The organism is Tardiphaga alba (genome assembly GCF_018279705.1).
GTDB lineage: Bacteria > Pseudomonadota > Alphaproteobacteria > Rhizobiales > Xanthobacteraceae > Tardiphaga > Tardiphaga alba.
Window position 1 is genome coordinate 3,775,989 of sequence record NZ_CP036498.1, and the last position, 23,080, is coordinate 3,799,068.

Annotated in this window: 19 protein-coding genes and 1 pseudogene; 4 read left to right on the top strand and 16 right to left on the bottom strand. The window is 63.2% G+C overall.

Going from position 1 to position 23,080, the window contains the following annotated elements; translation table 11 throughout:
- Positions 1-32: 32 nt before the first annotated feature.
- The 6 genes from RPMA_RS17920 to RPMA_RS17940 form a co-directional block, all read right to left on the bottom strand.
- On the bottom strand, positions 33-2,228 hold the full coding sequence (locus tag RPMA_RS17920) for a xanthine dehydrogenase family protein molybdopterin-binding subunit (RefSeq protein ID WP_211909051.1): 2,196 nt from the start codon (positions 2,226-2,228) through the stop codon (positions 33-35).
- 11 nt (positions 2,229-2,239) lie between these two features.
- Positions 2,240-2,689 carry a (2Fe-2S)-binding protein gene (locus RPMA_RS17925; RefSeq protein ID WP_211909052.1) on the bottom strand — a complete coding sequence of 150 codons (450 nt, stop codon included), beginning with the start codon at positions 2,687-2,689 and terminating at the stop codon, positions 2,240-2,242.
- 156 nt (positions 2,690-2,845) lie between these two features.
- Positions 2,846-3,799 (bottom strand): 2-hydroxyacid dehydrogenase, encoded by a 954-nt coding sequence (locus tag RPMA_RS17930; RefSeq protein ID WP_211909053.1) that lies wholly within the window; start codon positions 3,797-3,799, stop codon positions 2,846-2,848.
- A gap of 151 nt (positions 3,800-3,950) precedes the next feature.
- Entirely contained in the window at positions 3,951-6,116 is a 2,166-nt protein-coding gene (locus RPMA_RS17935; protein WP_249225265.1) for an autotransporter outer membrane beta-barrel domain-containing protein, read from the bottom strand.
- Positions 6,113-6,625, bottom strand: coding sequence for a hypothetical protein (locus RPMA_RS28055; RefSeq protein WP_249225266.1), 513 nt, complete (start codon positions 6,623-6,625; stop codon positions 6,113-6,115). Before RPMA_RS28055 ends, RPMA_RS17935 begins: the two co-directional genes overlap by 4 nt.
- Positions 6,626-6,918: 293 nt before the next feature.
- Positions 6,919-7,344, bottom strand: a complete 426-nt coding sequence (locus tag RPMA_RS17940) for a hypothetical protein (RefSeq protein WP_211909054.1) — start codon at positions 7,342-7,344, stop codon at positions 6,919-6,921.
- A gap of 248 nt (positions 7,345-7,592) precedes the next feature.
- Here RPMA_RS17940 and RPMA_RS17945 point away from each other — a divergent pair, with 248 nt between their 5' ends.
- A complete protein-coding gene (locus RPMA_RS17945) occupies positions 7,593-8,654 on the top strand; it encodes a helix-turn-helix domain-containing protein (protein ID WP_211909055.1) in 1,062 nt (353 codons plus the stop codon).
- 65 nt (positions 8,655-8,719) lie between these two features.
- Here RPMA_RS17945 and RPMA_RS17950 read toward each other — a convergent pair whose 3' ends face one another.
- From RPMA_RS17950 to RPMA_RS17980, 7 genes and pseudogenes are all read right to left on the bottom strand, one after another.
- Positions 8,720-11,233 (bottom strand): autotransporter outer membrane beta-barrel domain-containing protein, encoded by a 2,514-nt coding sequence (locus RPMA_RS17950; RefSeq protein WP_211909056.1) that lies wholly within the window; start codon positions 11,231-11,233, stop codon positions 8,720-8,722.
- A 17-nt stretch (positions 11,234-11,250) separates the two neighbouring features.
- A complete protein-coding gene (locus RPMA_RS17955; protein ID WP_211909057.1) occupies positions 11,251-11,724 on the bottom strand; it encodes a hypothetical protein in 474 nt (157 codons plus the stop codon).
- 373 nt (positions 11,725-12,097) lie between these two features.
- Positions 12,098-12,790 (bottom strand): 50S ribosomal protein L1, encoded by a 693-nt coding sequence (gene rplA / locus RPMA_RS17960; RefSeq protein ID WP_211909058.1) that lies wholly within the window; start codon positions 12,788-12,790, stop codon positions 12,098-12,100.
- A gap of 6 nt (positions 12,791-12,796) precedes the next feature.
- Positions 12,797-13,224, bottom strand: a pseudogene (gene rplK / locus RPMA_RS17965) (50S ribosomal protein L11).
- A gap of 129 nt (positions 13,225-13,353) precedes the next feature.
- Positions 13,354-13,884, bottom strand: coding sequence for a transcription termination/antitermination protein NusG (nusG, locus tag RPMA_RS17970; protein ID WP_211909059.1), 531 nt, complete (start codon positions 13,882-13,884; stop codon positions 13,354-13,356).
- A gap of 13 nt (positions 13,885-13,897) precedes the next feature.
- On the bottom strand, positions 13,898-14,089 hold the full coding sequence (secE, locus tag RPMA_RS17975) for a preprotein translocase subunit SecE (RefSeq protein ID WP_211909060.1): 192 nt from the start codon (positions 14,087-14,089) through the stop codon (positions 13,898-13,900).
- A 305-nt stretch (positions 14,090-14,394) separates the two neighbouring features.
- Positions 14,395-16,506 carry a hypothetical protein gene (locus tag RPMA_RS17980; protein ID WP_211909061.1) on the bottom strand — a complete coding sequence of 704 codons (2,112 nt, stop codon included), beginning with the start codon at positions 16,504-16,506 and terminating at the stop codon, positions 14,395-14,397.
- Positions 16,507-16,750: 244 nt separating this feature from the next.
- Here RPMA_RS17980 and RPMA_RS17985 point away from each other — a divergent pair, with 244 nt between their 5' ends.
- From RPMA_RS17985 to RPMA_RS17995, 3 genes are all read left to right on the top strand, one after another.
- Positions 16,751-17,908 (top strand): GGDEF domain-containing protein, encoded by a 1,158-nt coding sequence (locus RPMA_RS17985; RefSeq protein ID WP_211909062.1) that lies wholly within the window; start codon positions 16,751-16,753, stop codon positions 17,906-17,908.
- A 180-nt stretch (positions 17,909-18,088) separates the two neighbouring features.
- The gene (locus RPMA_RS17990; RefSeq protein ID WP_211909063.1) at positions 18,089-18,361 is read left to right on the top strand and encodes a hypothetical protein; all 273 of its coding nucleotides are present in this window, start codon (positions 18,089-18,091) and stop codon (positions 18,359-18,361) included.
- Between the two features lie 430 nt (positions 18,362-18,791).
- The gene (locus RPMA_RS17995; protein ID WP_211909064.1) at positions 18,792-19,616 is read left to right on the top strand and encodes an FkbM family methyltransferase; all 825 of its coding nucleotides are present in this window, start codon (positions 18,792-18,794) and stop codon (positions 19,614-19,616) included.
- A gap of 21 nt (positions 19,617-19,637) precedes the next feature.
- On the opposite strand, the gene RPMA_RS18000 is transcribed toward RPMA_RS17995, so the two are convergent.
- From RPMA_RS18000 to RPMA_RS28335, 3 genes are all read right to left on the bottom strand, one after another.
- Positions 19,638-21,410 (bottom strand): autotransporter domain-containing protein, encoded by a 1,773-nt coding sequence (locus tag RPMA_RS18000; protein WP_249225737.1) that lies wholly within the window; start codon positions 21,408-21,410, stop codon positions 19,638-19,640.
- Between the two features lie 77 nt (positions 21,411-21,487).
- Complete coding sequence (locus RPMA_RS28060) at positions 21,488-22,006, bottom strand: hypothetical protein (protein ID WP_249225267.1); 519 nt, start codon at positions 22,004-22,006, stop codon at positions 21,488-21,490.
- Positions 22,003-22,929: a hypothetical protein gene (locus RPMA_RS28335; RefSeq protein ID WP_305849000.1), complete on the bottom strand. Its 927-nt coding sequence runs from the start codon at positions 22,927-22,929 to the stop codon at positions 22,003-22,005. The genes RPMA_RS28060 and RPMA_RS28335 overlap by 4 nt, the downstream gene beginning before the upstream one ends.
- Positions 22,930-23,080: the final 151 nt, after the last annotated feature.

The following is a 23,080-nucleotide window of genomic DNA, read 5'->3' on the forward strand; positions in this document are numbered from 1 at the left end:
CCCGATCTGCGAAACGCCTTGTCATAGCATCCCTATGCGAAAGTGATGTCGTGGCTCTTGAGCGGCACAGAACGGATCCGCTTGCCCGTCGCTGCGAAGAACGCATTGAGCACCGCCGGCGCCGCGACGCAGATCGTGGGTTCGCCGACACCGCCCCAGAAACCGCCTGACGGCATCAGGATCGATTCCACTTTCGGCATCTCCTTCAGCGTCATCGACTGATAGGTGTCAAAATTCTCCTGCTCGATACGGCCGCCCTGCACCGTGCATTCGCCGTAGAACAGCGCCGACAGGCCATAGACGAAGGAGCCTGCGATCTGGCGATCAATCTGCCATGGATTCACCGCATGGCCGGGATCGGTGGCGGCGACGATGCGATGGATCTTGATCTTGTTGCCATCGGTCACCGAGATTTCGGTCGCTGCCGCCACATAGCTGCCAAAGCCCATATGCTGGCAGATGCCGCGGAACACGCCCTGCGGCGCCGGCGTCGTCCAGCCGATTTTGTCGGCCACCGCATTCAGCACCGCGAGATGCTTGGGATGCTTCGACATAAGCTTGCGGCGGAATTCCACTGGGTCCTGTCCGACCGAATGCGCCAGCTCATCCATGAAGCATTCGAGATAGATCGCATTCTGATTTACATTGACGCCGCGCCAGAAGCCGGGCGGCACATGCGGGTTGCGCATCGAATGGTCGATCAGGAGATTGGGGATCGTGTAGCCGATTGCCGCTTCGCCTGACGTGTTGAGCCCCTGGAACACCACAGGGTCCATGCCGTTCTGCATGCCCTCGGGCCGCACGCTGGCCAGGATCGACTGGCCCGAGATGCGCAGATGCAGGCCTATCAGGTTGTTGTCGGCATCGAAGGCGCCGACCAGTTTGCTCTGCGTGATCGGGTGATAGCGACCATGCAACATGTCCTCTTCGCGCGTCCACATCAGCTTGATCGGGACGCCGGGCATCTGCTTGGCGATGGCCACGGCCTGCCGGACATAATCGGTCATGCCGCGACGGCCGAAGCCGCCACCGGGCATGATCTTGTAGACCTCGCATTTGTCGCTCGGCAGGCCCGACGCTTCGACAACTGCAGCGAACACCGCCTCGCCGTTCTGCGTGCCGGTCCAGACCTCGCATTTGTCCGCTGTATAAAGCGCCGTGGCGTTCATCGGCTCCATGGTGGCGTGGTTCTGGAACGGATATGCGTAGACCGCCTCCACCTTCTTCGCCGCACCGGCAATCGCCGCTTTCGCGTCGCCGTTTTTGTTGGCGATGAAGGCGGGCTGTGCGGGATCGAGCCCCTCTTCCAGCCATTTGGCGATGGAGGCGCTGGTGACATTGGCGTTCGGGCCCTCGTCCCACACCACCGGCAGCGCCTCGAGCGCCGTCTTGGCGCGCCACCAGGTATCGGCCACGACGGCCACCGCCGTATCGCCAACCCGGACAACCTTCTTGACGCCCTTCATGCCGGTGATCTTGCTGTCGTCAAAGCTCTTCAGCTTGCCGCCGAATACGGGACAATCCTTGATCGCGGCATTCAGCATGCCGGGCATCGTGACATCGGCGCCGTAGATCATCTTGCCATTGACCTTCTCGACGGTGTCGAGACGTCGCAGCGGCTTGCCGGCAATCTTCCAGTCCTTCGGGTCCTTGAGCGGAACGTCTTTCGGAGGCTCAAGCTTGCCCGCAGCGTCAGCTACCTTGCCGAAGGTCACTGTCCGGCCTGACGGCGTATGGGTGATCACGCTGTTCGCGGCCGTGCATTCCGCCGCCGGCACGGCCCACTCGTTGGCCGCTGCCTGGATCAGCATCATCCGCGCTGCGGCGCCGCCCTTGCGGACATAGTCATGCGAGGTGCGGATGCCGCGGCTGCCGCCGGTGGAGAAGTCGCCCCATACGCGCTTGCGCGCAATGCTCTGGCCCGGCGTCGGATATTCGGTCGTGACTTTCGACCAATCGCATTCGAGTTCTTCGGCCACGAGCTGCGCGAGACCGGTCAACGTGCCCTGCCCCATCTCCGAGCGCGCGATACGCACCACCACCGTATCGTCGGGCTTGATCACCACCCAGGCATTCACCTCGGGCGGAATATCCGCGGCGTGAGCTGCCACGGGGCCGCCGAGGTGAAGATCGAAACCGAGCGCCAGCCCGCTGCCGACGGCGGCGGTGCCCAGCACGAAAGCGCGACGGTTAAGGACCGGAGACTTCGAGAGAGAACCATGAGCCATGATCGCCTCCCTCAAACGCCGGCTGCGGAGTGGATGGCTTCACGCACCTGCTGGAACGTGCCGCAACGGCAGATATTGGTCACCGCATGATCGATGTCCTCATCGGTGGGCTGCGGGATCATCTCCAACAGCGCTGCGACGGCCATGATCATGCCGCTCTGGCAATAACCGCATTGCGGCACGTCGTGGTCGATCCAGGCCTGCTGCACCTTGTGCATCACACCATTGGCAGCGAGCCCTTCAATGGTGGTGATCTGCTTCCCCACCGCTTCGCTGAGCGGCATGCTGCAGGAGCGAACTTGCTGGCCATCCACGTGAACGGTACAGGCGCCGCATTGCGCAACACCGCAGCCATATTTGGTCCCGGTCAGGCCGGCATTTTCGCGGATCGCCCACAGCAGCGGCGTATCCGGCTCGGCATCGATATCGTAGGTCCGGCCGTTGATCGTGAGGTTCGCCATCGCATTGCCTCGAGGTAGCGGCGCATATCGCCTTTCCCCGAGCATCGCCGACATTTGGAATTGCTCCAAATCAATTTTGCTTTGGCAACAAAAACAGCGTCCGGCGGGAACCCGTCAGCGCCCCCACCTGCTCCGCATGCTAGCTGTCGCCAGAAACTAGGCTTTCACCGCGTAAGGCAACGTGTTCCCCGCGTAAAACGCATCGAGATTGGCGATGACGCAGTCCTGCATGCCGATATGCGAGTCCAGCGTGTGCCCGCCGATATGCGGCGTCAGCACGACATTCGGGAACGCCGTCAGCGCGTCCGGCGCATGCGGCTCCGTCTCGAACACGTCGAGGCCAGCACCCGCAATCGTCTTGTCGGCCAGTGCCTGCGTGAGCGCCGCCTGATCGATCACCGAGCCGCGCGAGATATTCACCACATAACCATTCGGGCCGAGCTTCTTCAGCATCTTGGCATCGATGATGTGATGCGTTTCCGCGCCGGCGCGCACGGCGATCATCAGCACGTCGCACCATTCGACCAGCGCAGCGAGATCCGGCTCGTAGCGATACGGCAGCTCGTCATATTTCGTGCGGTTGGTATAGGCGACGTCGCATTCGAAAGCGGCGACGCGCGAAGCGATCTTGCGGCCGATCTCGCCCATGCCATAGACGCCCACTTTTCGCCCGGGATTGCCCGGCTGCGGCGCCATCAGCGGCGACGGCTTGCGATCCGACCAGCCGCCTTCGCGCACATACTGATCCGCAGGAATGAGGCGCCGCGTCGCCGCCAGCATCAGCGTCAGTGCAAGATCGGCCACAGAGGCGGCATTGGCGCCGGGGCTGTTGCCGACCACGACCTTCCGCTCGGCGGCCGCCTTGAAATCCACGCCATCATAGCCGGTGCCGTAACAGATGATGGCGCCGAGCGCCGGCATCATGTCCATCACCTCAGCCGGCAGCACGTGCCCGCCTGCAGTGATCATGGTGCGCACGTCTTTCAGTTCGTCTGCCGAGAAAACACTCAGCGGCGGCTTGCCGCCGGCATCGAGGAGATCGAAGCGCTCGCCGATACGCACCATCTGGGCCTTCGGGAAACGCGAATAGATCAGAACCTTCTCGGCCATATGCTCATTCCTGCTGCGGTAAAGACGCGAAAACAAAAGGGCGGAACCGGTTGCCCGATTCCACCCTGGATCCTTGCAAGCCGCGTACCGGCTTAGCCGAGCATGCTGCCCGGCTCAACCTCGATGCCCGCCCCTCCGGTGAAGGCCCCGGTTACCACGCGTAGCGGACGACGCCCCTGCCGGCATAGCTGCGGGTGGTGTCGGAGAATTCCCCGTCAAAGGTCGCAGCGACCGCCCAGCCATTGCCCCATTTCACTTCCGCCGACGCCGAGGTGAGCGCAGCGTTGCGCGAGGCCTGTGCGCCATTCACGGTGAAGCCGGCACCGGGCAGCGACTGGAAGGTCGCTGCGATCGACCGATCGGTGTTGAAGTCATGCACCCATGCCGCGCGTCCGCGCAGCGTCAGCAGCGCATCATTCACCGCGAAGGATTTATCGGTGCGGAGACCAAGCTCGGTGCGCGTATCCGTCACCGTCTTGCCTGCATAGGTCAGGCCGAAGGTCGTGGCGCCTGTCGCCGAAGTCTCGGCGTAAGCGGGCAGATCGAATGCCGTCACCTGAACAGCTGCATAGGGTGTGATGCCGACGCCACCGAGCGTTGGCAACAGCCAGCGATTGCCGACCTCAACGCGCCCGGAATACGCATTGGCGTTGAACGCAGCTTGCAGACGATCCGTCACGCCGGCCGACACAAGACGGTCCGTCGTGATGCTCTGCCAGCCATAGGCTGCAGCCGCAGTGACATAGGCCGAACCTTCGCTGTGACGCACGAAAGCGCCAGCCTGCATCAGGTCCGAGCGACCGGAGCCGCCATTCGCCACCGAGAAGTTGGTGCCGCCGCCCGCCATCGCGAAACCGGCAACAGTCGCTGGCGAGAACCAGTAGTCAGCACCCACAGCCGCGCCGTAGATATTCGACGTCGTGTAGTTCGATCCGAGCGCAGCATTGCCATCCGTCGTGCGCGATCCGCCGAAGCCCGCGGCCCATACGTTCCAGCGCTCTTCGAACGCCTTCGGCGGCGCCTTAGTGAACATCGCAAATGCGTCAATCGGCTTCGATGGCGCGGCATAGCCCATCGCATTCGCTGTATCGCCTCGCCCCGCCGTGAACGGATCGGTCATGACGCCGATGAACTGGTTCATCGCGTCGAACGTCACCTGCTGCGATCCCGTCGCCGTCTCGCCGGAGACTTGCGTCAGGCCATTCGGGCCAAGCGTGGTGAACGCCGTCGGAATGCCTCCGGTGGTGTTGAAATAGTTCGTCAGCGCATTGCCGACATTCTGCTGGTTGGTGTTGAGGCCGCCGGGAGCGACGAAACTGAGCGTCAGGTTCAGATAGACATTGTTCGCATCGTAGCTCAGCGCTGAACTGATGGAGGCCGGCATCCCGATATTGACCAGTGCGTCAAAGGTGCCCGAGCGCCCGCCCGCCGCATTCAGGATCGTATATTGCCGCGCCGTATAGGTCCCTGCAGCGTAGCTGGCACGGACCGTACCGGCGAGCGTCGCGGTGCCGCTGACATCGGTGCGATCGGCCTGCGTCGGCGAGACCTCGACACTGTAATTCGCGCCCGCGCCGAAAAGGAGATCGCCGGTCACTGCGAGCGTGCCGATGGAGTTGCCCGGCGCCAACGTGCCGCCCGCCGCGATCGTGGTGTTGCCGAGCGTACCGGTTCCGCCGAGCGTGCCACCATTGTTGACGGTCGTCGCCGAGACGATCGCGCCGTTCACCGCCAGCGTGCCGCCATTCACGATCGTCGCGCCGCTATAGGTGTTGTTGCCTGTCAGCGTCATCGTGCCGGTGCCGGTCTTGGTCAGGGCCAGAGTGGCGCCGCCATTCGACAGCAGGCCGGAAAACGTCGTCGATGAATTGTCGCCGCCCGTGATCAGCGTGCCGGTGGCGCCGATGCCGCTCGCATTGACCGTCCCCGCCCCAGCCAGCGAGCCGATCGTCTGGCTGACATTGCCGACATCGAGAAACGAGTTCGCGGTGACGGTCACTGCTGAATTGGCGCTGAAGGCATTGCTCTGCCGGCCGAGCAGCGCGGCGGCACCGCCGGTCGTCCCGTCACCGATGATGGTCGCCCCGCTATAGGTGTTCACGCCCGACGAATCGAAAGCGACGGAACCGACGACACCGTTGCGGAGGATCGTCAGCGCACCGCCCGGACCATTTCCGTCGGTGATCGCCCCCGTCAGGATCACTTCTCCGCCCGCAGCATCGATGCTGCCGCCAGCGGTGTTGATGCGGAACGTGTTCGTCAGCGTCAGGGGGGTGATGCCGCTGCCCTGCTGCAATGTGCCACCATTGAGCGTCACCGCGCCGGAGCCGAGCGCGCTGGCGTTCCCGGCGCTGATCGCTCCAAGAGTGATCGTCGTGCCGCCGCTATAGTTGTTGGCCCCGTCAATGTCAGCGTGCCGGTGCCGTTCTGGATCACTGCGCCGTTGCCGGTGATGGCACTGCCCAGCGTCTGCGCCGTCGATTGATTGAAGGTCAGACTCCCATCTACAGCGATATTGCCGTTGATCACCGAGCCGGTCTGCAGCGTCAGCGTATTGGCGCCACCGGTGAAGGTGATCGCATTGGCCTGGGTCAGGCCGTCACCACCCATCCCGCCGGTGATCGTGCCGGAATTGATGACCGTCAGACCCGCGCCGACGACACCAGCGCCGCCGACACCATTCGCGCCGGCGCGGCCGGGAATACCACCTGTTCCGGCAGCGCCCGCAGCGCCGCCACTGCCGCCTTCGATGGTACCTTGATTGTTGAGAACCATACCAGCTGACATCGACAGACCGATGCCGCCATCGCCACCATTACCGCCCATACCGGCCCATCTGGCTCCGGCTCCAAATCCGGAGTTTCCACCTCGACCGCCCGCGCCACCTGCCCCGCCAACCAACCCTCCGGTGTTCGTAACCAGTCCGCCGCCGGAGGCAATAGCGCCATATCCGCCAGCACCGCCGCCACCGCCGCCACCGGATGTTTCACCGTTGGCATCGCCGCCGTGCCCGCCAGCACCACCTGAGCCGCCCTGCAAGACACCTGCATTGGTGCCGATCGGGCTGCCTGCTCCATTTCCGTTATATCCGCCGCCGCCGCCGCCGCCGCCGGCACCTGCTACGAGGCTGGTGTCTCCCCCCGGATTGCCGGCCGCTCCGTTCGGCGTCCCGGCAGTTCCTCCTGCCCCCCGGTCCCAACAACAGCGCCAGCGTCTTCACCAAGGCCACCATCAGCGCCATGGCCGCCGCCCGCACCGCCGCCACCGCCGCCGCCGCCGCCGCTAGGCGTAAAAAGACCATCGCCCGGCGTCGTGCCGTCGGCACCGTCACCTCCGCCGATGCCACCAGAATTGCCGCGTCCTGACGCGCCGCCATTGCCGCCATTGGCCAGTGCCGGACTGGACAGCGCCGTCGCTGCCAGAAGCAAAGCAAGCAGAGCTGAAATGCCTCGGGACGAGAATCTTCCAGTTTTCAAAATCGACGGAGAGAAAGTCGTTGCGATAAAATTGGCCGTCTTGCCATCCCGAACACGCCGCTTGCGCATGACGATTGCCTATTCCCAACCAAGCGGTGCAGGAAATTCCCATTCACTGACAGCCGCTTCAAAATTCCTGTTTCGACTGTTTCCGCAGGAGGCCCGCTTCTTTCAAGGCGAATATGGCCGTTGGGACGCTGGGTTAAGCAAATGGGACGGCAGGTAAAGCCGGCGGCGTGGTGGACACGGATCAAGCAGCGATTTGAAGTTCATCCGGCGATATGACAGCGTGTTTCGCGACAAGCCCGAGAATCCGCATGCCCCCGCCTGACGACCAGCCTGTAACCTTCATCGATTGCTACACAGCGGAGTTTCCGGAAGGCGATCCCGAGAGCGCAGCGTCCTACGGGCAGATGCTGTCAGCGGTGTTCGACTTCGATGTGCCGGCCTTCGCACAGTCCACACCATTCTCCGCCCGCTCGGACGTCTATATCCTGCCTGATGTGACACTCTCGCGTGCGCGCAGCGCCGCCGCCCGCTTCACGCGCACGGCAAGGACCATCGCCGAACGCGGCACCGACCAGATCCTGGTCGTTTGCTACACCAGCGGCTCCTTCACGATGACGACAGCCAGCGACACCAAACAGGTTCAGGCCGGCGAACTGGCCTTCATCGACCTGTCGCAGGAAATCACCATCGAGGCGACTGCCGTCGCAAATATCAGCCTCGCTCTGTCACGGCGCAAGCTGGAGACGATGGTGCCCTTCATCGATGACGCACACGGCTTCATCCGCGAACCCGGCCCGCTGTCGCGGCTGCTGCTGGACACGATGGAGAATATCATGGCCATGGGCCCTGCCATCCCGGTGGTCGATGCGCGCGCCATGGCGAGCGCAACCATCGATCTCGCAGCCGCCTGCCTCGAACCGCTGTCGCGCCAGCAGGTGGAGACCAAATCCGGCCGCAGCACCGTTTCGCTGGTCGCCATCAAGTCGTTTATCGAACGGCACCTGTCGGATGCCGATCTCAAACCGCAAACGCTGATCGACGAGTTCGGCGTCACGCGCTCGACGCTGTACCGGCTATTCGAACCGCTCGGCGGCGTCAGCGCCTATATCACCCAGCGCAAGCTGCACCGCGCCTTCCGCCTCATCACCGACACGCTGCAGCCAAGGCAGCGCATCTCGCAACTCGCCTTCGATGTCGGCTTCAGCCACCCCTCGGCCTTCACCCGCGCCTTCAAGGAGTTTTTCGGCCTGTCACCGACGGACGTCCAGATGCTGGCGGGGCAATCGAAGGAACGCGACGTGCAACTATTGGTCTCACCCGATCTGATGAAATATCTCAGCCCGATCGCCGGCCCGTCCGTCGCCGCTTAACGCACTGCGCCAAGAAAGCGGGACCGATTGCCCGGTCCCGCCCTCGATGCCTGCAAGCCCCTGCATCACCACGCGTAACGGACGACGCCCTTGCCGGCATAGCTGCGGGTGGTGTCCGAGAACTCGCCGTCAAACGTTGCGGCGACTGCCCAGCCATTGCTCCACTTCATTTCAGCCGACGCCGAGGTCAGCGCCGCATCGCGCGAGGCCTGCGCGCCGTTCACGGTGAAGCTTGCGCCAGGCAGCGAATGGAAGGTGGCGGCAATCGCGCGATCGGTGTTGAAGTCATGCACCCAGGCCGCACGCCCGCGCAGCGTCAGCAGCGCATCGTTGACGGCAAAGGACTTGTCGGTGCGCAGACCAAGCTCGGTGCGCGTATCCGTCACCGTCTTGCCCGCATAGGTCAGACCGAAGGTCGTGGCGCCGTTAGCCGAGGTCTCGGCATATGTCGGCAGATCGAATGCCGTCACCTGCACGGCCGCATAGGGCGTGACGCCGATGCCACCCAGCGTCGGCAGCAGCCAGCGATTGCCGGCTTCAACACGCCCGGAATAGGCATTGGCGTTGAACGCGGCCTGCAGACGATCGGTCACACCTGCAAGCACGAGCCGATCCGTCGTGATGCTTTGCCAGCCATAGGCTGCCGCTGCGGCGACATAGGCCGAGCCCTGGCTATGACGAACGAACGCACCGACCTGCACCAGATCGGAGCGACCCGATCCACCATTTGCCACCGAGAAGTTCGTGCCGCCGCCTGCCATCGAGAAGCCGGCGACAGTCGCCGGCGAGAACCAGTAGTCTGCGCCTACGGCGCTGCCGTAGATGTTCGATGTCGTGTTACTCGATCCGAGCGCAACATTGCCATCGGTTGATCGCGATCCGCCGAAGCCCGCCGCCCACACGTTCCAGCGTTCTGCGAACGCCTTCGGCGGCGCTTTTGCGAACATCGCAAACGCATTCGTCGGGTTCGATGGCGCTGCATAGCTCATCGCGCTCGCTGAATCCCCCCGCCCCGCCGTGAACGGATCGGTCATGATGCCCAGGAACTGGTTCATCGCATCGAAGGCCACCTGCTGCGATCCCGTTGCCGTCTCGCCGGAGACTTGCGTCAGGCCTGCCGCGGTAAGCGATCCGAATGCTGCGGGAATGCCGCCCGTCGTGTTGAAGTAGTTGGTCAGCGCGTTGCCGACATTCCGCTGGTTGGTGTTCAGCGTTCCGCCGGAAATGCCGAAATCGAGCGCGAGATTGAGATAGGCATTGGTCGCATCATAGCTCAGCGCGTTGCTGAAATTTGCCGGCAGGTTGGTGTTGGCGAGCGCCGCGAATGTCCCCTGCACGGCACCGGCCGTCAGGATCGTGTACTGCTTCTTGATGTTGCTGCCGGATGCGAAGTTCGCACTGACCGTCGCACCGCCAATATTTGCGGGGCCGGTGACGGTGGCGAAGCTTGCGGTCGCGGGACTGACCTGGACGAGATAGGTCGCGCCAGCTTGCAGCGTGAGCGCACCATTCACCGTCATCGACGTGCCCGCAAGGCCTGATCCCGGCGCAAAGGTGCCACCGGCATTGACCGTGGTGTCACCGACCGAACCGATGCCGGTCAGCGTGCCGCCGGCAATGATTGCGGGATCTGTGAGCGAACCATTGACCACCAGCGTGCCGCCATTGACCGTGGTCGGACCTACAAACGTATTGATGCCCGTGATCGTCGTGATGCCACTGGTCGTCGTCAGCGTCGCCCCGCCGGAGATGCTATTGATCGTGCCGCCTGTCGATGTAACGAAGCCGGTGAGTTGACCATTGGTCAGCGTGCCACCTGCCAGTGCAACCGCAAAGATCGTCTGCGCGACGCCGCCGAGATCGAGTGTGCCGCCGGTGTTCACCGTGGTGGCACTTGCTGCGCTGAATGCATTTGCAGCGCCGCCCGTCAGCGTGCCGCCATCGATGGTGGTCGTGCCCGTATAGCTGTTGCCCCCGGACAATGTGAGTGTGCCGGCGCCCAGTTTGGTCAGGTTTCCGCCCGCGGAAGCGAGACCGCTGGCGAAGCTGACATTCTGGCCGTTGGTGTCGATGCTGTAAGCTTGATTGGCTGCGCTAGAGAAACGGCTCGAATAGTCGATTTGGTTGGCAGCGCTATATCGCAGCGTGCCGCCAGTGAAGGACAGCGTGCCGGCCGTTCCGAGCGCATCGGCACTGCCGACATTGAGCGTGCCCTGCTGAAACGTCGTGCCGCCCGTATAGGTGTTGGTCCCGGTCAGCGTCAGCGTGCCCGCACCGTGCTTGGTCAGCCCGCCGTCGATCGCGGCATCGCCGCCGATCGTCGAGTGAAGCAAGGATTGCGCGATGGTGACGTCAAATCCGCTGGTGTCGATCACCGCGCCGCCGTCACGGACATTGGCGACATTCAGTCCTTGCATGAACGTCGTCGATGAGGCTGCTGCTTGCAGCGTTCCCCCATTCAGATTGATCGTCGATAGCCCGGCATTCGTCGTGACACGTTCGGCAGAGATCGTGCCTCCATCGAGATTGACGGTACCGGTCGCACCGGCGCCGATCTGAAGCGTCGTCGATTCAACCAATCCGGTACCGCCGACTGTCAGCGTGGCGCTGCCGCTCTTGCCCAGATAAAAATCTCCCCTAACGGTGCCCCTGAAATCGTATAACTGCCACTCGCAACCGTTCCGATATTTATCCCGCCAGTGGAAATGAATGTGCCACCGGTTTGGTTGACACTACCGTTGGCGAGTAAGGCGATGACCACCCGCCCTGCCGAGAAGGTGCCGCCCGACAGGTTCAGGGTGCCTGCTCCAGTGTTGCTGCCGATATAGACGTTCCCACTGGCATTGGCAGCGTCCAGAGTGCCGCCGGACTGGTTCACCGTCCCACTGATATTCATACTTGAGAAGCTGTTGATGCCGCTGGTCACGGCGTATGGGGAGTTGCTTCCATTGACGATCAGCTCCTGCGCGCCGACCCGACCAGCGCCCAAAATGGCGATAACCGGCACAGCGACCAGCGCCGTCGAAGCCAGCAGCACGCGTCGCAACAGATCCGTCGCCGCGCCATCCATGCGAAGATATCGACTACCCCACCGCGCCGCTGAAGCAACGCGCTTGCCTTGACGTCCCAACGTGAACACTCCACCGATCCCGCACCGATTTTGAAGCACTCCTTCACCAAGGCGCTGCGGCGTTCAAGATGGATGCGCTCTGCTGGGACGCTCGGATAAGAGAATGGGACGACAGGTATAGTCCGCGATGTTCGCAGACTGACGCGCAGAGCACCAATTTGAGATTTGTCAGACGACAACACACGCCCTGACAACCTCACCGATGATTCCACTGTAATGACGACAGACACGGCCCCCGGTCATCACAGCCCAAAAGAAAAGGGCGAGATCAGTTGCCTGATCCCGCCCTGATATTTGCAAGCCGTGTTGCGGCTTAGCTGAGCACGGTGTTCGGCTCGACCTTGATGCCGACGCCCATGGACGAGGACACGGCCACGCGCTGCACATAGGTGCCCTTGGCGCCAGCCGGCTTCGCCTTCACGACGGCGTCGGCGAGAGCCTTGATGTTCTGCACCAGCTTGGCTTCGTCGAACGATGCCTTGCCGACGCCAGCCTGAATGATGCCGGCCTTCTCGACACGGAATTCGACCGAACCGCCCTTGGCGCCCTTCACGGCACCGACGACGTCCATGGTCACCGTACCGATCTTCGGGTTCGGCATCATGCCGCGCGGACCGAGCACCTTACCGAGACGGCCGACCAGCGGCATCATGTCGGGGGTCGCGATGCAGCGGTCGAAATTGATTTCGCCGTTCTGCACCTTCTCGGCCAGGTCTTCCGCACCGACGACGTCGGCACCGGCAGCCTTGGCTTCCTCAGCCTTCGCACCACGGGCGAACACGCCGACGCGGAGCGTACGGCCAGTGCCGTTCGGCAGCGAGACGACGCCGCGGACCATCTGGTCGGCGTGGCGCGGATCGACACCGAGATTCATCGAGATTTCGATGGTCTCGTCGAACTTCGCCTTGGCGCGTTCCTTGACCATCTTGATCGCTTCATCGATCGTGTAGAGCTTCTCGCGATCAACGCCTTCGCGAATAGCCTTCAAACGCTTTCCGATTGCCATGATCGATTACCCCTGAACCTGGAGACCCATCGAACGGGCAGAGCCCTCGACCATGCGCATGGCCGATTCGACGGAATCGCAATTGAGATCGTTCATCTTCTTCTCGGCGATCTCGCGGATCTGCGCAGAGGTCACCTTGCCCGCGACATCGCGGCCAGGAAGCTTCGATCCGGACTGGATCTTGGCGGCCTGCTTGAGGAAGTGAGACATCGGGGGGTCTTGAGCACGAAGGTGAACGAACGATCGGCATAGATCGTGATCACCACCGGAATCGGGGTGTTCTTTTCTTCCTTCTGCGTCTGCGCGTTGAACGCTTTGCAGAATTCCATGATGTTCAAACCGCGCTGACCAAGCGCTGGACCGATCGGGGGCGAAGGGTTCGCCGCACCGGCCGGCACCTGAAGCTTCAGGTATCCGGTCACTTTCTTTGCCATACTAAACTCCTGTTGTGCCGGCGGCTGCCGGCGGTTTCAGGTTTCGTGGTGCGGTTCAAGTGCGGTTGGCAACCGCCCTCTCCTCCCACGACCTTCATCAACGCGAAGCAGTGCTTCGCGCTATTGCGATCAGACCTTCTCGACCTGACCGAATTCCAGTTCGACCGGCGTTGCGCGGCCGAAGATCGACACGGCGACCTTCACGCGCGAACGCGCTTCGTCGACTTCTTCCACCACGCCGGAGAACGATGCGAACGGGCCATCGGCCACCTTCACGTTCTCGCCGATCTCGAACGAGATCGAGGTCTTCGGGCGCTCCACGCCTTCCTGCACCTGATGCAGGATGCGCATCGCTTCCGATTCCGAGATCGGCATCGGCTTGTTCTCGGCGCCGAGGAAGCCCGTAACCTTCGGGGTGTTCTTGATGAGGTGGAAGGCCTCGTCGGTGAGCTGCATCTTCACCAGAACGTAGCCGGGGAAGAACTTGCGCTCGGCTTCCATCTTGCGGCCGCGGCGCACTTCCGTGACCTTCTCGGTCGGGACCAGAACCTGTTCGAACAGGTCTTCGACGCCACGCTGCTTCGCCTGCTCCTTGATGGATTCGGCGACCTTCTTTTCGAAGTTCGAATAGGCGTGAACGATGTACCAGCGCATGCTCATAATTCAGGTCCGTTTAGCGAATGCCGAGCAAGAAAGTCACAAGCAGGCGAATGATCTGATCTGCGGCGAAGAAGAACACCGACGACAGCGCCACCATGATGAAGACCATGATGGTGGTGATGGTCGTCTCGCGACGCGAAGGCCACGTGACCTTGTTGGTCTCGGTGCGCACTTCCTGCAGGAATTTGAACGGGCTGAATGCCATCGTTAAGTGATCCGCATCCGTCGTGAGACGATTGAATAGTTTCAGGAATCCAGACAGCCCTCTTGCGCCCGATCCATCACCGAAGGAAATCTTCGCCGTGGATGAGCCGCCAAGCGAGCTCGTTTGTCTGGAGATCGAAGCCGCGTCGGAAGTCCGTCAAAACGGGCCGACAGCGAGTGGTGCTTTGTAGGGGCGCGGCGCGAAAAGGTCAAGAACGCCAATGGGGATGGCTGGAACCGGCGCCACCCGGCGCGCCGTCACCGCCGGGCGGGCCCCCGCCATCCGTGCCCATTGATATCATTGATCTATTTCCGCACAAGGGAGCGCACGTGCCGCACCACATGATCGGCCACGATGGCGTGCCCTTCCGCCGTCGGATGCACCGCCCCGCTATACATCGCCGCATAGACCGGCTGCAGGATGTCGAACTGGGTGAAGCCGGTTGCATGGACATTGGCCGTCAGGAACGCGTCGTTCGGGGTCCGGAACAGGCGCCATTTCGAAGCATAGGGCAGATAGGCCGCCGGCGAGTAAGGCGTGAACTCCTCCTTGCCGAACCAGCGCCGCGGCATCGCCATGGCCTCACCGTCGGCCTGCGGCCGCTTCGGATCCCGCGCGCAAAGACCACGCTTGGTGAACTCGGCCTGATGATCGGTGATCAGCCGGAAACCCGTCCCTGCCCCCGTTGCCAGCGCCGGGCACCCTGCCCCGCGCCCATTGGTGATGCAGGCGGTGCGCGCGAAGAAATCGTTGAGGAAGTTGACGGTCTCCCCCAATCGCTCGCGCGACAGCGACAGCTTCTTGTGGACGTCGAGGCCAAGCGTCGGCTGCGTGCCGCACAAGGCACCGGTCTCGTCGAACTGGATCGGCTCATAGGCCGTCTGCAACACATTCGCCGGCTGCACGCCGAACCCGTCACGCAGGGCATCGCGCAGCGCCACCATGCGCTCGTCGAGTTGCTCCATATAGGCACGCGACACCTGCGGCGAGAACCGGATCTGCTTGCCGAGCAAATTCGCGATCGGCGCAAGATCACCGGCAGAGTCCGTCATCGCATAGACCATCAGCGGCGAGAAGCCGACATCGTTGCCGCCGATCGACAGCAACAGCGTATCGATCGGCCGCTTGCGCTCCGACGGCGCACACCACGCTTTCGACACCGGCATATTGGCCACCTGCACGCTGCCGCTCGCATAGGTCGGCAGATTATAGGTCGCGCGTTGGGTGCGGCCTTGCGGAGTCTTGCAGATGAGATCGGCAAGCTGATCGAGCTGCGAGCGCACCATCGTGTTGCCAGCGCCTTCACGCGCCTTCTTTTCGAGGAAGAGGCCTTCGGTCACTTCCGAACCCGTGCATGCCAGGCTGACCAGCGTGATCGAGCGATGCGGATTCTCCAGCGCCATCTGCAGGCCGACGCGGAACGGATAGCCATATTGCGAGCGATGGCAGTCGGGACTCAGCCAGCGCGGATTGGCGGCGTTGAAGGCCTTGTCGAACTGCGCCGACGCAAGCGGGAAATACAGCTCCTGCTCTTCGTCGGAGAGTTTTCGCCGCGGCAAATTCTTGTAGTCGAAACTTCCCGCAGGCGCGGCGGGCGTCAGCTTCTGCAGCGACTTGGATGTGCTGCGCGTCGCCATTTCCTCGCGCATCAGCGTGGGATCATAGACCATCTCACGCACGGCGCTGAACGTCACCGGCACATCGGGATTGCTTTCGCCGGAGGCAAAGGAATCCCCGAGCGCGACGATGAACAGATCCTCGACGGCAACCTGCGGCTCGCTGAGCGTACGACCATCCGGCAGTTTCACCTGCACCGATGCGCCCGACACGTTGCGATCGACGGCGTAAGGCAGCCGATTGATCTTCAGCGGCGTCGCGCAGGACTGCGTCTTGGTTTCGGTCTTGCTGCCCGGCCGCCGCGGCGTCCAGCTCCAGACGCAATCATAGGCGCCTGTTTCGGCGATGCGCTCAGGCGCCAGTCGGATCGCAACGGTGTGCGCATCCGGCAGTACATAATCTTCCTTGGCCGTGCCCCATGAATAGCGCCGGTCGCAGGTCTGGAGATAACGACCCTGCCGGCTGTCGTAGCAGACGGCGTCGATGGTCTGCGATGCCCAGCCCAGCCGCGAGCGATTGTAGCCTGCGCGCGCAGTCGCGGCGCAGCTGGTCAAGCTGGTCTTGTCGGTGCAATCGGGATCGTTGAGACGACGCTCCGTGCGCCAGACCACATCGGCGGGCGGCAGCACGGTTTCGTTGCGCGCAGCGGGATATCCGCGCTCATACATCGCGAAGGATGCAGCATTCTTGAAAAACCGGAACGGGCTTTCGACCTGCCAGAGCAGATCAGCGGCATGAGTTCCGAAGGACGACCCGAGTAACGTCGTGGTCCCCACGACGAACGTTACAAGCAATTTCATTCGCGATTTCCGGCTGAACAGACAGCCGTCTGTCGCGCTGGCGGTAAAAGAGGTTCACCGCCGCGACCCCGCGCCACAGGGCCGATCACGCAAACAAACGCATGCGCTAGCCTCACCATTGATTAACCGAACAGCCAAACAAAGCCGAACAAAGCTACCTAATTACCTGACGTCGTTGGCGAATTACCATGCCTCAAGGTTTTTACCCGCAGGAGTACTGACCAACTCAGGTATCGGGTCCATCATGCAACCTGCCGCCAGCGTCAGAGCAATATCCGGCCGAAGCGATGCCGGCGAAGACGCGCGCAGGGAACTGGCGCGCCGCGCCGCGCAGCGCCGGCCAGCCTATGTCGCCCAGGCAGCGAGCTACGGGCTCGATGCTGCATTGTTGCTGCTCTATCACTTCGCTGGCGTTGTCTCGGCGACCGCAAGCGGTCTCTATCTGGCTGCCGGTCTGATCGTCACCGGCATCGCGCTCTACGCGTCCGAGCTGCATCTCAACGATCGCTTCCGCGACCACTACCTCACTGTCCCACTCTGCGTATCCAGCATCACGATCCAGCTCTTCGCGATCTATCTCGCTCCGCAGGTCGGCATCTATTTTATTCTGCTGATCTTCGTGGTGCTCGGCTTCGGCGCATTGCGGATGAGCGCGCGTCAGACGGCATTGGTCTGGACCTTTGCGACGCTTGGACTTGCGGCCTTGTTCCTGATGACCGACCGCACCATCACCCTCCCCGTGGGCAGCACCACCGAACGCCTGCTCGCCGTCGCAGTCTTCGTCACCGCGCTCGGCCGCTGTGCCAGCACCGGCCTCTACGGTTCGTCGATGCGCGAGATGCTGTATCGCCGCAGCAACGATCTGCGCGAAGCCAATGCGCGGATCGAGGAACTGGCGCAGCTCGACGAACTCACCGGCGCCTTCAATCGCCGCTACATCATGAAATGCCTGAACGACGAAATCGCCAAGGTGCAGCAGCAGGGCACGATCTGCAGCGTCGCCATCATCGATCTCGATCACTTCAAGCGCATCAATGACCGCTACGGTCATCCGGTCGGCGACGAGGTACTGCGCAGCTTCGCCATCTCGATCTTCGCCAATATCCGCATGGTGGACAAACTCGGTCGCTATGGCGGCGAGGAATTCCTGCTGGTGTTGCCGGACAATACGGTCGAGCAGTCACTGCAGATCGTCGAGCGCCTGCGTGGCATCATCGCCGATCTCGACTGGGCGTCCGTCGCGCCGGACCTGTCGCTCACGATGTCTGCCGGCATCAGCGGCATTGCACCGAACGACACCGCCGAGGATGTTCTCGCCCGCGCTGACCGCGCGCTCTACAGCGCCAAAGATGCCGGCCGCAACCGTGTGCTGGCGGTGCCACAGCGACGCCGCTTCATCTGATCGTCGCCATCGATAGCAACCGCGTGGTGCTTCGCTACGCGCATCATGGTGCATGCTTACGCAAATTCACCGACACGCGCCCCTACTAACGTTAAACTTTTCATCTCATTGAAGGCATCGCATTGCGTCGCTCTCATGTGTCTGTGCGCAGCAAGCGCACGCATAAAATGGAGTGAACGCATGAAGAAGATTGCAACCATCGTCGTGGTGGCCGCCTCGCTCGCGAGTCCGCCTGTCTTCGCCAAGGGGCTGAACCTCGGACTTGGAGCCGGCGTCGGCGTCGCGACCTCCGGCCTGCTCAACAGCACCATCGCCGTGAACCCATCCGTTGCCGTCAATGTCGCCGGCACTGGCGGGGTGCTTGGCAAGAACGGCCTGGTCGGCGGCCTGCTGAGCAAGGGCCTCAATCTGGGCGTGGGTGTCGGCGCGAGTGCCGCTGCCTGCGGCTGCTAGGCCCACAATAAGCGTCCACTGTTGAAAACCGGTGTGGGCGGGGCAACCTGCCCACACCACGCGACTGGGATCGCTCTAGTGATAATCACGCGGATCGCGCACCGTCGCCGCAACGGCGGTCAACAGCGACGCGCCGATGAGCGGCACCAGGCAGAGGCCGAGAAAAGTCCATACGACAATGAGCAACGTGTTCATGGTCTTCGCACTCCGAAACCAAGTCTTGATTCGGAGTATGGAGAAGGCCAATCCCGATGGGTTAACGCCGTTTACCATCGTACCGACCCAAAAATCGTCGTCACGGAGCCGGTTGTCGGCGTTGCGCGACAACAGCACGCACAAGGGACTTTCGCCTCACGTCCCTGATCCGTTGATCTGATGCGCCAGCTGCGGCACCGTCGCGCCCGGGATTCGACGACGGCTGGGGCGTGGCATGGGACGATCACTGAGCATTACGGGAACGCTTCGCTATCTCGGCGGCCTCCTCACACCATGGCGGTCAGCCTACAAGGTGTTCGCTGTTCCATCGAACCATGCGTTCTTCGTGACGCCTCATGATGTCGTGGGACGGCATATCTCCAAATACGGATCCCACGAGCCGGTTCTGACCGCCTGGATCCGCACGCATCTGTCCGGCTTCGCCCCCGGCGCGGGCATCGTGATCGATGTCGGTGCCAATCTGGGCTGGCATGCCGTCCATGCGGCCAAACTCGCATCCGTCACGCGCGTGGTCGCCTACGAGCCCGACGCGTTCAATGCCTGGCTGCTGGATCGCAACATCGCGCAGAACGACGCAACGAATGTCATCGTGACGGCAGCGGCCGTCGGCGGCACGTCGGGCGTCGCCGAGCTTCACAGCTACAAGTCCTCGAACAAGGGACGTCATTCGCTGGCGTTCCAGCACGGCCTGCGATCCCGCAGCGTCCCGCTCGTCACGCTTGACGACTCGCTGCAAACACTCGGCATCGAGGATGCACCTGTCCTGCTCATCAAGATCGATGTCGAAGGCTATGAGCCCGAAGTGCTGGCAGGCGCCACGGCGACGCTCAACCGGACGCGGGCCGTCATCACCGAATTCGATCCATCGTCCGGCCTGCGCGATCAACTGGCACCGCAACGTGTCATCGACCTGCTCATGGCCGCGCAGTTCGATCCGCATCTGTTGTCCGCGTCAGGCTCTCTCGAACCAGCGGATATTGCGGCCATCACGGCTGCCGGCAAACAGGTCGATCTGATCTGGCTGAAGCGCGGTGGATAACGCGCCTTTCGGCGCACTACATCACCATGCGTATCGCACCACGCCTTTGCCAGCGTAGCTGCGCGAGACATCCGAGAACTCCCCCTCGAACGTCCCGGCCACAGACCAGCCATTCATCCACTTCAACTCCGCCGATGCCGAGGTGAGTGCGGCATTGCGGGCCGGTGCCGCGCCGTTCACGACGAAACTCGCACCCGGCAGTGCCTGGAATGTCGCCGAGGCCGAGCGATCGGTATCGAAGTCATGCGCCCAGGCCGTGCGACCGCGCAGCGTCAGCATCGCATCATTGAGCGCGAACGATTTGTCGCTGCGCAGGCCGAGTTCGGTGCGCGTGGCCGTGACGCTCTTGCCGGCATAAGCCAGCGCAAACGTCGCCGCGCCACCTGCGCCCGTCTCCGCATAGGCCGGCAGATCGAACGCCGTCACCTGTGCCGCCGCATAGGGCGTGAGACCGACGCCGCCCATCCATGGCGTGATGACGCGATGACCCGCCTCGATGCGCCCGGAATAGGAATTCGCGTTGAACTGCGCGTGCAGGCGCTCGAAGCCAGCCGCAGCGATGGTGCGCTCGGTCGAGATGTCCTGCCAGCCATAGGCGGCGGCAGCGGTGACATAGGTCGCGCCCACGCTATGCCGCACGAAGACGCCGGCCTGGAACAGATCGGAATGGCCGGAGCCGCCGCCATTCACGGAGAAGTTGCTGCCGCCGCCAGCCATCGAGAAACCGGCAATGGTGTTCGGCGAGAACCAGTAGTCCGCACCGATCGCGGTGCCGTAGATGTTTGATGAGGTGTTGTTCGATCCAGCGAGGGCATTGCCGTCGGTCCGCTGCGTTCCGCCGAAGCCGGCCACCCAGACATTCCAGCGCTCTTCAAAGGCCGGCGCCATCGGCGGCGCCTTGCGATGCATTGCGGCGAAGGCATCGGTCGCATGGCGCTTGCCGGTTGGGACCGTCGCCTCAAAGGCATAAGCGGATGCGCTGGCCGCGCCTTCGCCACGTCCTGCTGCGAACGGGTCGGTCATCACGCCCATGAACATGTTCATCGCGTCGAACGTGGTCTGCTGGCTGCCGCTGCCGAGTTCGCCTGATGCCTGTGTGAGGCCCGCCGGACTCAGTTCGCCGAACACCAGCGGAATGCCGCCGGTGCGGTTGAAGAAATCCGTCAGCGTCTTGGCAACGCCCTGCTGGTTACGATTGAGACCGTTGCCGAACGTCGGATCGAAAGCCAGCGCCAGGTTGAGATACGCGTTGTTGCCATCGTAGCTCAGGGTCGAGTTGAAGGTCGCCGGCAGGTCGGTGTTGACCTGCGTGCCGAAGGTGCCGCTCACCCCGCCGGCCGCATTCAGGATCGTGTACTGCCTGGCGACATAGCTTCCGGGGGCAAAATGCGCATGCACCGTCGCATTGCCGAGTGTCGCCGTGCCGGTGACATTGACGCGGTCCGAATTGGTCGGCGACACCTCGACCATGTAGCTCGACGCAGCCGTCAGCGAGAGATTGCCCTGCACCGTGAGCAAGCCGATGGAATTGCCCGGCGCCAGCGTGCCGCCATTGATGGTGAGGTTGCCGACCGTGCCGTTGCCGGCGATGGTGCCTGACGCATTCACGGTCGTGAGCGAGGACGTCGCGATCGAGCCGTTGAGACCCAGGCTCAACGTGCCGCCATCGACGCTAGTTGCGCCGGTATAAGCGTTGATGCCCTCAAGCGTCAGTTGTCCCGCACCGGCTTTGATTACACCGCCGGAGCCGGTGATGGCGCCGGCATAGGTCGTGCTGCTGTTGTCACCGCCCACAGTCAACGCGGCCGAGCCCAGCGCGACTGTTGCACCGGCAGCCCCGGTCAGGGAGCCGATGGTCTGATTGTAGCCATTCAGATCCAGCGTCGCAGCGGTCGCGACCTCATAAGCCCGTTGGCGGCAAAGGCGCGCTGGCCGCCCGCCTGCAATATGCCTTCGGCGACCGACCAGTTGCCTCCCACTGCCGTCGTGCCGGTCAGCGTCCATGTGCTGCTTCCGATCTTCGCGTAGGTCGCGAAGCCGCGATACTGCGCAGCGCCCCCGATGTCCGACATGTCGAAACTGGCATTGCTGCTGCCGCCAAATGCAAGCGTCGCATTGCTGCCTGTGGCGACGACGTTGCCGATGAATGCGTAGCCAGTCCGAAGCTCGAGCGTATTGTTCGTGCCGGCCAAAGTGACGGCATTTCCGTGGCTCACCCCATCGCCCGCGAGACCTCCGGCGATCGTTCCGTTGTTGATCACGCGCGATGACGATGCATTGACCTGGACGCCGGTGCCGCCATCGGTGCTGGAGCCCGCATTCGTCCCGGCCCCGCCCGTAATCGTCCCCGCATTGTCGATGCTGGCGCTCGCGCCGCTGCGCAGGGTCACACCCGCCGCGCTGCCGTCCCCGTCGTCCCGCCGGTGATCTGCCCACCGACGATATTGGAGATCGAGCCGCCCCAGATCTCCACCGCGGTCGCCCCGCTGCCGCCGGTGATCCGGTTGGCATTGGTGATCGTCGCCCCGTTTGCGAGAAGGCCCGCACCACCCAGTGCGCCGCCGATGATCGCCCCATTGTTGTTGATCGTGCCGCCGGACACCGCAAACAGCCCGGCACCGCCGGTGCCATTCCAGCCAGCCGTGCCGCCGGCGCCGCCGGAAATCGTGGACATGGCATCCACCGTCACCACACCGCCATCGCCGAGGACGAGCCCGGCACCGCCGCCACCAGCGCCCCCACCGGTCCCGAACTGGCTGGAGCCGCCAGCACCGCCGGTCACGTTGAAGCCTGCGGTATCAAATGTAACCCCGGTCCCCGTCAGGATCAGGCCGGCGCCACCGCCACCGCCGCCGCCCCTGATATTCGGTATTTGACCACCATCAGTGCCGGCCACGTTCTGGCTCAGTGTCACCGAGGCATCGTCGACCACACGGCCACCTGCACCTCCAGCACCCCCATCTGCGCCCCCGCCACCTCCGCCGGCACTGGCGTCGTTGGGCGATCCAGCCGGCTGGCCGGCCCCCCAGCTGCCGCCTCCGGCAGCCGCGGTCCCGTCCAGCGAGGTCGCCGCGCCTCCGCCGGCATCCCCGTAATTGCCACCGCCGCCGCTACCGCTGCCGATCCCGCCTGATACGGTCGGCATCATGAATCCGCCGCCGCCGCTGCCACCTCCGCTGGTGATCTGCTGGGCGGTGGCATCACGGATATCCATGAGAGATGAGGCCAGCAGCGCAGCCGAGACAGCCAGCGCTGCTATCGGGCCTCCGCATGCGGTTGACGCGAGCAGACCGCTGCGGCTCGTCGGTTTCACGAATGGTCCGGCGCACGCGTTGATGACGACGCGACATTTCGGCGGCTGCGCAGGCATAGGCATTCCCAACAACTCGGCCGGCATCCAGCGGCGCTGACGCAAGGACATGCGCCTCCGGATGTCGGCAATTCAAGATCGACGGGATCGATCA

What these genes read in the sequence shown, in the direction of transcription:
- RPMA_RS17920 (WP_211909051.1), bottom strand. Translation starts at nt 2,228, where the DNA reads ATGGCTCATGGTTCTCTCTCGAAGTCTCCGGTCCTTAACCGTCGCGCT.
- RPMA_RS17925 (WP_211909052.1), bottom strand. Translation starts at nt 2,689, where the DNA reads ATGGCGAACCTCACGATCAACGGCCGGACCTACGATATCGATGCCGAG.
- RPMA_RS17930 (WP_211909053.1), bottom strand. Translation starts at nt 3,799, where the DNA reads ATGGCCGAGAAGGTTCTGATCTATTCGCGTTTCCCGAAGGCCCAGATG.
- RPMA_RS28055 (WP_249225266.1), bottom strand. Translation starts at nt 6,625, where the DNA reads ATGGGCGGTAATGGTGGCGATGGCGGCATCGGTCTGTCGATGTCAGCT.
- RPMA_RS17940 (WP_211909054.1), bottom strand. Translation starts at nt 7,344, where the DNA reads ATGCGCAAGCGGCGTGTTCGGGATGGCAAGACGGCCAATTTTATCGCA.
- RPMA_RS17945 (WP_211909055.1), top strand. Translation starts at nt 7,593, where the DNA reads ATGCCCCCGCCTGACGACCAGCCTGTAACCTTCATCGATTGCTACACA.
- RPMA_RS17955 (WP_211909057.1), bottom strand. Translation starts at nt 11,724, where the DNA reads ATGGATGGCGCGGCGACGGATCTGTTGCGACGCGTGCTGCTGGCTTCG.
- rplA (WP_211909058.1), bottom strand. Translation starts at nt 12,790, where the DNA reads ATGGCAATCGGAAAGCGTTTGAAGGCTATTCGCGAAGGCGTTGATCGC.
- nusG (WP_211909059.1), bottom strand. Translation starts at nt 13,884, where the DNA reads ATGAGCATGCGCTGGTACATCGTTCACGCCTATTCGAACTTCGAAAAG.
- secE (WP_211909060.1), bottom strand. Translation starts at nt 14,089, where the DNA reads ATGGCATTCAGCCCGTTCAAATTCCTGCAGGAAGTGCGCACCGAGACC.
- RPMA_RS17980 (WP_211909061.1), bottom strand. Translation starts at nt 16,506, where the DNA reads ATGAAATTGCTTGTAACGTTCGTCGTGGGGACCACGACGTTACTCGGG.
- RPMA_RS17985 (WP_211909062.1), top strand. Translation starts at nt 16,751, where the DNA reads ATGCAACCTGCCGCCAGCGTCAGAGCAATATCCGGCCGAAGCGATGCC.
- RPMA_RS17990 (WP_211909063.1), top strand. Translation starts at nt 18,089, where the DNA reads ATGAAGAAGATTGCAACCATCGTCGTGGTGGCCGCCTCGCTCGCGAGT.
- RPMA_RS17995 (WP_211909064.1), top strand. Translation starts at nt 18,792, where the DNA reads ATGGGACGATCACTGAGCATTACGGGAACGCTTCGCTATCTCGGCGGC.